We start from the raw sequence: 9,091 nt of genomic DNA on the forward strand, positions 1-9,091 counted from the left end.
AGGCGCCTCGGAGTACGCGACCTCCCTCGCCGAGATGCCGCTGTCGGACTTCGCCAAGCGGGTCAAGCGCGGCGACGGCCTGCTCGTCGCCGAGGGCGAGACGAGCGACTGGACCACGGGCTTCGGCTTGCTGGGCGACATCAAATCGGCCCGCCGCGGTGTGGTGCTGCAGCCGGACACGCACGACGGCGAGGTGGTGCTCAAGACGGCGTTCCCGCGGCTGCTCAAGCGCGAATTCCCCGTCGGCCGCGCCATGCTCGCCGCCAGCGGCAAGACGGTGCGGGTGCAGTTCCCGCTCGTCGGCGAGGCGGCCCCGAAAGATGGGGAGTACTCCCCATTGGCCGACGCCATAGCGGTCCCATAGGTTGAACATGTCGGCAGAGGAACTGCCGCTTCCGGACACAAGGAGTGAGACAATGGCGAACCTCAACGTCACGTACGACCAGATGCAGAGCGCCGCGAACCGTCTGCGTGCGGGCCAGTCCGACCTGGAGGGCAAGCTGCAGGAGCTGCGCTCCCTGGTCAGCCAGCTCGTGCAGGACGGCTTCACCACGACCCGCGCCTCGGGTGCCTTCGACTCCTCCTACGAGCAGTTCACCTCCGGCGCCCAGCGCACCGTGCAGGGCATCGACGGCATGGCGCAGTTCCTCGAGAAGGCCGCTTCGGCGCTGCAGTCCACGGACGAGCAGCTGGCCTCTTCGATCGGCTGATCACAGTCCCAGAAGCGGGGCCGGTCCTTTTCGGCCGGCCCCGTTTCGTCGTCTGAGCGGGAGGGAGAACGGCCATGGTCGATCTGAAACTGGACTTCGCGGAGCTGCGCAGCAGCGCCCGCACGGCTGAGACGGTGGCGAGCAGCTTCGCCCGCGCCGAGAGCATCGCGGGAGCTGCCGCGGCCGACACCGGCCACGACCGTCTCGGCGGGAAGGTGCGCGAGTTCGGCGACAAGTGGGACATCGCCCGAGGCAAGCTCGAAGACAATCTGCGATTCATCGCGGACTATCTCCGCGCGGTGGCCGACACCTTCAGCGACCTCGACACCGACCTCGCGGCCGCCCTCGAGCCGGCACAGAACGCTCCCGACCCCGCGCCGCAGCCCGCGCCGGGCGGACCGGCACCCGGTGCCCCTGCCCCGGGACCCGCCCCCGCTCCGGCGCCCTCGCCGTCGCCGGGACCCGCTCCCGCTCCGGCGCCCTCGCCGTCGCCGGGGCCCGCCCCCTCACCGATGCCTTCACCGTCCCCGGGTCCCGCACCGACGCCTGCCCCTTCCCCCGCACCGGGTTCCGGCACCGTCGACGGCGCCGCCGGCATCATGGGCTTCGAACCCCCCACATCCGGCGCCTCCTTCGAGCCCATCACCCACCCGCAGGACTTCAACGAGGGTCGCCTCGTGGGCGAGCCCGCACCCGTGGGGCCCGTCGGACCCGTCTACGAGACCCTCCCCGCCATCCTCGACGAGCCCGTGAGCAACTCCGGGGCCGAGCCCACACCCATCGGTCCCGTCTACCAGACCCTCCCCGCCATCCTCGACGACGCCGAAGTCCCCTCGTGGGCGCGCGAGCTCATCACCGACGACACCACCCACGGAGCCACCCGATGAGCGTCCTGCCCGGAAACCCGACCTCCCTCGCGGAACGCTCCGCCTCCTACGTCTCCTCGGCCTCGCTCATCCAGCAGGCCGCAGATGACCTGCGCGCCATCGCGTATGACAGCACCGCCCGCTCGATGGACGTCATCCGCGACCGCAGCGCCGAGGTCGCCCGCGACCTCGACCGGGCGCACGAACGCTATTCCGGCACGGCCCGCGCGCTGGTGGAGTATGCCGTGGCACTGAAGGCCGCCCACGAAAGGGCCGACGACGCCGAGATCGCCGAGGCCCGGGCCAATGCCGGCGGCGCCACCGCCGAGTACGAACTGCTGGTGTCCGAGCGACGCCTGGAGCAGTTGGAAGAAGCCGATGCTCCGGCGGGGAACCTTCGCACCGCGGCGAGCGAGGTCGAGGCCGCCCGAGCGCGCAACGCCCGCATGGATGCCGCAGCCGACGCCGCGCGCATCGAGCTCGACGCCGCCCGCCAGGACATGGAGCGCGCGGCTCAGATCGCGATTGACCGCATCGATTCCGCCATCGACGGCACGAACGAGGGGTTCTGGGACAAGGTCAAGAACTTCCTCGACGACGTCGGCGACTTCCTTGCCACCATCGCCCAGTGGGTCGGCGACTTCCTCGCCGACGTCTACGCCGAATTGCAGCGCCTCGTCTCGACCCTCGTCGCGCTGCTGGGCGTCGCCGTGATCCTGCTGCTCGTGTACGCGCTCCTGGCGATGATCCCCGTCATCGGGCCGGCCATCGCCGCCCTCGTCACGACGGTGCTGGCCGGATTCCTCCTCGCCAGCGTGCTGTCGGATGTGGGCAAGCCGACCCCGTCCGTCGACCAGCGGGACCTCACCGATCACGAGGCCGGGGACGACCCGGGCCAGCCGTCCGATCTGTCCGGGGCTCTCGCCGACGCCGGCTTCGTCGACACCCTGGGGCGCACCTATGACGCGGATGGTGAGGTGACCGGGGTGGAGGAGACCGTCGTCGGCGTGACGCGGGTCGTCGATGCCGACGGCGTGGTGAGGTGGCGTGTCGCGCTGCCGAGCACTCAGGAATGGCTCTCCCGCCTCAACGGCGACCAGGGAGGCGTGCACGACCTCGACAGCAACCTCGCGCTCGTGCTGACCCCGTCGCTGCGCTCGCAGTACGAGCGCGCCGTCATCGAGGCGATGCAGCAGGCCGGTGTCGGCCCGAACGATCCGGTCATGCTCGTCGGCTTCAGCCAGGGCGGAATCATGGCGGGCACCCTGGCCGCCTACAACCGGGACTACAACTGGTCTGCGGTCGTCGCCGCCGGCGCCCCGATCGACCACATGCCCATCCCGTCGAGCGTCCAGGTCGTCTCGGTGCAGCATGACGGCGATCCCGTCCCGCATCTGGACTCCGTCGTCACGCTCGGACTGGACGGCCAGGCGCGGCAGCAGCCGAACTGGACCACGATCCAGACCGAGTCCCCGCGCGCGGACGAGGGCCTGCACGGCATCCACAGCGCCGACGCCTACGACCAGACGCTGCAGAACCGGGTCGGCATGGTGCCGGCCGGGACCACCGACGACCTCGACGCGTACTTCACGGGCGACGACAACGCCTACGGATACCAGCAGAGGTACTACGGGTGGTCCGAATGACGAAAGCGCGCCGACGACACGCGATCCGCCTCACCACGGTCGTGGTGCTGGTGGGGCTGTTCAGCAGCTGCGCCCCCGCGTCGACCGGCCCGACGGCGACGCAATCCGACCAGGAGGAAACCACCATGACCACCGTCACCGACGCCGTGGCCGCGTCCGACCCGCGCGTCGCCGACGTGCTCACCGTCAAAGTCACCGAGTCGGGTATGGCCCGCGTGATGAGCATCGCGGTGTCGATCTCGGGAGACGAGCCGGTAAGTACCGAGACCGTCGTCAACATCGCCGTCGCGGCGCTGCAGAACGCCAAGTCCGACATCGACGACCTGAAGATCCTGGCCCGGTCGGCCGCAGACACAGACGTCATCCTCGATCTGTCGCCCGCCGGAGAGGGGCTTCCCGCCGACGTGGAGTGGGTGTGGCTCAGCTCCAGCCTGCAGCTGATCGGCGCGGATCTGTCGGAGCTGAGCGCCGGATGACCACGACCGATGCCACGCGCCAGCTGGTCTTCCGCATGGTCGGGACGTGGTGGCGCATCGATCTGTCCTCCCCGGCGGCCATCGCCGATTCCACCAAGCAGATCGCCACCGGCGTGCTCGGCCGGGCAGACGACCGTGCGACGGGCCGCGCGCGTCTGCGCGACGAGCTGGGCAAGGCCGCCACGGCGGCCGCCGACGCCGATGCGCAGCTTCTGATGATCCAGACCGAGCTCGGCCCCGGTCAGCCCATGTCGGCGACCCTCACGGTGTTCGAAGACGAGCGGATGCGGATGAGTCCCGCGATCGGCACGGACGCGGCATCCGTGCTCGCGGTGTTCGAGAAGTCGATCCCGCTGATGGACCCGTCGCGCGCCGAGACCATGGTGAGGCGGCGCTGCATGGACGGCGAGGTCGTGCGGGTCCACGAGATCGAGGAGACGGTCGAAATCGAGGACGGCGAGCGGTACACCCAGCGGCGCCTCGTCGCGCAGTACTGGTACCCGCTCCCGGGGACCAAGCGCCTGCTCACCGTCGTGCTGACCACTCCGCTGGGTAATATCCCGCACACGCTGCTGTCGTACTTCGACGCGATCGTGGCGGCCTCGGCGTTCCAGGAGGCCTGAGCCCGTCGCGCGCATCCGCGCGAGCGCGGCATCCGCCGGCCCGCCGCATCCGCCACGGCGCCCGCCTCGACGCAGGAAGAATCACCGACACAGGTGGTTTCGTGCCCGATCGTCCTGTCCCGGTGAGTCCTCCTGTCCTCGTGCGCCGGCCACCGCCCCGCGCCGCCGCGCACCGAGCCCGGCATCCGCGGGCATACGATGGAGGGCTGTGTCCGCACCAGAGCCCGTCATCGTCTACCCGCCCGAGCTGCCCGTCAGCGCCGCGCGGGACGAGATCGCGCGCGCCATCGCCGAGAACCAGGTGGTCATCGTCGCCGGCGCCACGGGATCGGGCAAGACCACGCAGCTGCCGAAGATCTGCCTGGAGCTCGGCCGCACCCGCATCGCGCACACGCAGCCCCGCCGCATCGCCGCGCGCACCATCGCCGAGCGCGTGGCCGAGGAGATGCAGGTGCCGCTGGGCACCACGGTCGGCTACAAGGTGCGCTTCACCGACAACGTCTCGGCCGACACCCGCGTGGCGCTCGTCACCGACGGCATCCTGCTCAACGAGATCCACCGCGACAAGCTGCTGCGCCGCTACGACACGATCATCATCGACGAGGCGCACGAACGGTCGCTGAACGTCGACTTCCTGATCGGATACCTCCGTCGCATCCTGCCCCGCCGCCCCGATCTCAAGATCATCGTCACGTCGGCGACGATCGATCCCGAGAGCTTCGCGAAGCACTTCGCGGATGCCGCAGGCAACCCGGCGCCCATCATCGAGGTGTCCGGACGCACGTACCCGGTGGAGATCCGCTACCGCGGCCGCGTCGCCGAGGCCGGTTCCGGCGATGACGGCCCCGACGACGTCGACGCACTGCTGGGCGCCCTGCGAGAGCTCGACCGCGAGCCGGCCGGAGACGTGCTGGTGTTCCTGCCCGGTGAGGCCGAGATCCGCGATGCGATGGATGCCGTCCGCGGCATGTACGCGAAGGACACCGCGCCCACCGAGGTGCTGCCCCTCTACGGCCGGCTGTCGTCAGCCGAGCAGCACCGGGTGTTCGAGCGCTCGACGGTGGCAGGGCTCCGCCGCCGCGTGATCCTGGCGACCAACGTCGCCGAGACGAGCCTCACCGTCCCCGGCATCAAGTACGTCATCGACGCCGGCACGGCCCGTATCTCGCGCTACAGCGCCCGATCCAAGATCCAGCGGCTGCCGATCGAGGCGGTTTCGCAGGCGTCGGCACAGCAGCGCTCCGGGCGCGCGGGCCGCACATCGGACGGCATTGCGATCCGGCTGTACACCGAAGAGGACTTCACCTCCCGGCCGGAGTACACCGAGCCCGAGATCCTGCGCACGAGCCTCGCGTCGGTCATCCTGCAGATGCTGGCGCTCGGGTTCGGCGACATCACCGAGTTCCCCTTCCTCACTCCCCCGGACTCCCGCGGCGTGAAGGCGGCATTCGACCTGCTGGTCGAGCTCGGGGCCGTGCGCCCTTCGACGGGCTCAGGGAGCGGCCCTTCGACGGGCTCAGGGAGCGGGCGGACCCGCGGAGCCTGGCGCCTCACCGACATCGGGCGCGAGATCGCCCGACTCCCCATCGATCCCCGCTTCGCGCGCATGCTCATCGAGGCACGGCGCCTCGAGGTCGCCGGTGACGTGCTGGCGATCGTCGCAGGTCTGTCGATCCAGGACGTGCGGGAGCGCCCCGAGGAGCGCCGTGAAGAGGCCGACCGCCTGCACGCGCGGTTCACCGACCCCACCAGCGACTTCCTCAGCCTGCTGAACCTGTGGAACCATCTGCGCGAGCAGCAGTCCGAGCTCGGCTCGAGCGCGTTTCGCCGGATGTGCCGTGCCGAGCACCTGAACTACGTGCGGGTCCGGGAATGGTTCGACGTGCACCGGCAGCTTCGGCAGCTGACGGCCGCCCCGCGGCCGCAGGACGGCGCCGCCGACCCCGCCCGGGTGCACCGGGCGATCCTCTCCGGGCTGCTGTCGCACCTCGGCATCCTCGACACCCGCTCGACCTCCTCGGCGACCGCGACCGGCGGTCGGGCTGCCAAGGCGCCGAAGGGCCGCCCGCGCGCGGAGTACCGCGGTGCCCGCGGCGCCCGCTTCGCCATCTTCCCCGGGTCAGGGCTGCGCAAGGCCTCGCCCGACGCCGTCATGGCCGCCGAGCTCGTCGAGACGTCGCGCCTGTACGCCCGCACGGTCGCCGCGATCGACCCGGAGTGGGCCGAAGAGCTCGCCGGCGACCTGGCGCACCGCACCCTCAGCGACCCGCACTGGTCGAAGGATGCCGGCGCGGCCGTCGCCGCCGAGAAGGTGACGCTGTTCGGGCTCGAGATCGTGCCCCGCCGCCGCGTGCAGCTGGCCCGCATCGACCGTCCCCTTGCGCGTGAGCTGTTCCTGCGCCACGCCCTGGTGGACGGCGATTGGAACGTCACCCACCTCGACAAGCGGCTCACCGCGTTCGAGCGCCGCAACCTCGAGCTGCGCAGGCGGCTCGAGAAGATCGAGGAGCGGGAGCGTCGCCGCGACATCCTGGCCGGCGACGAGGCCGTCTACGCCTTCTACGCCTCCCGCGTGCCGCAGGACGTCTATGACGTGCGCTCGTTCGAGGCGTGGTGGCGCGATGCATCGGCCCGCACCCCGCGGCTGCTGGACCTCTCCGAGGCCGACCTCGTCGACGACGCCTCGCGCGCGGATGAACGCGACTTTCCGATGCGCTGGCAGCAGGGCGACCAGGTGCTCTCGCTGGCGTACCGTTTCGAGCCCGGCGCCCCCGACGACGGGGTGAGCGTCGTGGTGCCGCTGGGGGCTGCGCGGTGAGCTCATCGCGGGACTGCTGCGGGCGCTGCCCAAGGCGATCCGCCGCAGCGTCGTCCCGGCCGCGGACTGGGCTTCCCGCTTCGCCGACGAGCTCGCCGGCGACGGTCCCGAGTCCCACGACGGGCTGCCACCCCGCCCGCTGCGCGAAGCTCTCGCCGCCCGGGTGCAGCGTGTGTCGAACCAGCCCGTCACCGCCGCGGACTTCGATCTCGAGCGGGTCCCCGGGCACCTGTGGATGTCGTTCCGGGCGGTGGACGAACGTGGCCGCACCGTGGCATCCGATCGCGACCTGCGCGCCCTGCAGGACAGGCTCGCCGATCGCGCCCGCGGCGCGGTGACGAAGTCCCTCACCGCGCCGCGCGGCGACCGGCCGCCGCGTCCCGGTGCCGTCGGCTCGGCGCCTGGCGCCGCGCCCGGGTTCGGTGCCGCGGGCCCTTCCGGCGTTGCCGACGCGCGAACCGGGGGCGCCGCCGTCGCGGAGCAGACGGGCCTGGTGGATTGGACGATCGGCGACCTGCCGGCGCTCGTCGACACGCGCGTCGCGGGCGGCGTGGTGCGCGGGTATCCGTCGCTGGTCGACGAGGGCGCGTCCGTCGCGCTGCGGATCCAGGCCACCCCCGAGGCCGCCGAGCGGCTGACACACGCCGGGGTGCGCCGTCTGCTGCTGCTGACGGTCCCCTCGCCCGCCCCGTACGTGCTGGAGCATCTGACCGCGCACGAGAAGCTCGCCCTCGCGGCATCGCCCTATCCGTCTGCGAAGGCGCTCATCGAAGACGCGCGCGTGGCCGTCGCCGACGCCGTGCTCGCCCGCACGGTGCCGGGGGCGGTCGTACGGGCGCCTGCAGACTTCGCCCGCGTCCGCGCGGAGTTCTCCCGCGTCGTCGTGGACGAGCTGTTCCAGACGGTGTCGCTGACCGCCCGCATCCTGACCGCCGCCCGCGACGTCGAGAAGGCGGTGCGCGCGCAGAACTCCATGACGCTGCTCGCCGCGCTCGGCGACATCAAGGGTCAGCTTGCCGGCCTGGTGTTCCCCGGCTTCGTCTCGCGCATCGGCATCGCCCGCCTGGCGCAGCTGCCGCGCTATCTGGCGGGCGCCGCGGAGCGCGTCGCCCAGCTGGGCGACAACCCCGGCCGCGATCGCCAGCGCCTCACCGAGTATGAGCGCATGGCGGCGCTCTACGCCGAGGCCGGGGGGACGATCCCCCTCGCCGAGGGTGCGCCGCCGAACCTCGCGCACGTCCGCTGGCTGCTCGAGGAATACCGGGTGAGCCTGTTCGCGCAGCGCCTCGGCACCGCCGAACCGGTTTCACCGCAACGGATCCAGAAGGCTCTGCGAGGATAGAGCCGTTCCCCTACGGAAGAGGTTCCGATGTCCCGTGCGATCGTCTACACCGAGTTCGGTGATCCCGAAGTGCTGCACGAGATCGACGTGCCCACCCGCGAGCCGGGTGCCGGGCAGGTGGCGGTGCGCATCCAGACCGCCGGCGTCAACCCGATCGATGCCAAGCTGCGCTCGGGACTGCGGGCCTCGGCGCCGCCGAGCGTCGACAAGCCCCGCCATCTGGGGATGGATGCCGCCGGCATCGTCACCGCCGTCGGAGACGACGTCGACGGGTTCCGCCCCGGCGACCCGGTCGTGATCTCGGGTGTCAACGGCTGCTACGCCGAAGAGGTCGTCGCCGCCGCCGACAAGGTCTTCGCCCGCCCGGCCGCCGTCAGCGCGGCCATGGGCGCGGCTCTCGGCATTCCGGTCGGCACCGCCTACCAGTGCGTGCGGTCGCTCGCGATCGGTGCGGGCGAGACCCTGCTCGTGCACGGCGGGTCCGGCAGCGTCGGCCAGGCCGTCATCCAGTTCGCACGGCTGGCCGGTGCCGACGTCATCGCGACCTCGTCCGAGCGTCGCGCCGACCGCGTCGCCGCCCTGGGCGCCACTCCCGTGATCTACGGCGAAG

7 protein-coding genes and 1 pseudogene are annotated in these 9,091 nt (G+C 71.5%); all 8 read left to right on the forward strand.

Annotated features, from left to right (window positions below; genetic code table 11):
• On the forward strand, positions 1-364 hold a 364-nt coding region (locus tag NQ160_RS13145; protein WP_257515674.1), incomplete at its 5' end, for a hypothetical protein.
• A 52-nt stretch (positions 365-416) separates the two neighbouring features.
• Positions 417-710, forward strand: coding sequence for a WXG100 family type VII secretion target (locus NQ160_RS13150; protein WP_191717944.1), 294 nt, complete (start codon positions 417-419; stop codon positions 708-710).
• Between the two features lie 74 nt (positions 711-784).
• Entirely contained in the window at positions 785-1,597 is an 813-nt protein-coding gene (locus NQ160_RS13155) for a hypothetical protein (RefSeq protein ID WP_257515675.1), read from the forward strand.
• Positions 1,594-3,222, forward strand: a complete 1,629-nt coding sequence (locus NQ160_RS13160) for a hypothetical protein (protein ID WP_257515676.1) — start codon at positions 1,594-1,596, stop codon at positions 3,220-3,222. Before NQ160_RS13155 ends, NQ160_RS13160 begins: the two co-directional genes overlap by 4 nt.
• Entirely contained in the window at positions 3,219-3,698 is a 480-nt protein-coding gene (locus NQ160_RS13165) for a hypothetical protein (protein WP_257515677.1), read from the forward strand. Before NQ160_RS13160 ends, NQ160_RS13165 begins: the two co-directional genes overlap by 4 nt.
• Positions 3,695-4,321, forward strand: coding sequence for a hypothetical protein (locus tag NQ160_RS13170; RefSeq protein ID WP_257515678.1), 627 nt, complete (start codon positions 3,695-3,697; stop codon positions 4,319-4,321). The genes NQ160_RS13165 and NQ160_RS13170 overlap by 4 nt, the downstream gene beginning before the upstream one ends.
• A gap of 208 nt (positions 4,322-4,529) precedes the next feature.
• Positions 4,530-8,481 (forward strand): annotated as a pseudogene (hrpA, locus tag NQ160_RS13175) (ATP-dependent RNA helicase HrpA).
• Between the two features lie 27 nt (positions 8,482-8,508).
• Positions 8,509-9,091, forward strand: a 583-nt coding sequence (locus tag NQ160_RS13180) for a quinone oxidoreductase family protein (RefSeq protein ID WP_257515679.1), incomplete at its 3' end; no start/stop codon positions are given.

The sequence above is a fragment of the Microbacterium sp. zg.Y909 genome, from assembly GCF_024626565.1.

Bases quoted from the DNA above. Each gene is read 5' to 3' on its own strand.
- NQ160_RS13165 (WP_257515677.1), top strand. From the start codon at position 3,219: ATGACGAAAGCGCGCCGACGACACGCGATCCGCCTCACCACGGTCGTG.
- NQ160_RS13170 (WP_257515678.1), top strand. From the start codon at position 3,695: ATGACCACGACCGATGCCACGCGCCAGCTGGTCTTCCGCATGGTCGGG.
- NQ160_RS13155 (WP_257515675.1), top strand. From the start codon at position 785: ATGGTCGATCTGAAACTGGACTTCGCGGAGCTGCGCAGCAGCGCCCGC.
- NQ160_RS13160 (WP_257515676.1), top strand. From the start codon at position 1,594: ATGAGCGTCCTGCCCGGAAACCCGACCTCCCTCGCGGAACGCTCCGCC.
- NQ160_RS13150 (WP_191717944.1), top strand. From the start codon at position 417: ATGGCGAACCTCAACGTCACGTACGACCAGATGCAGAGCGCCGCGAAC.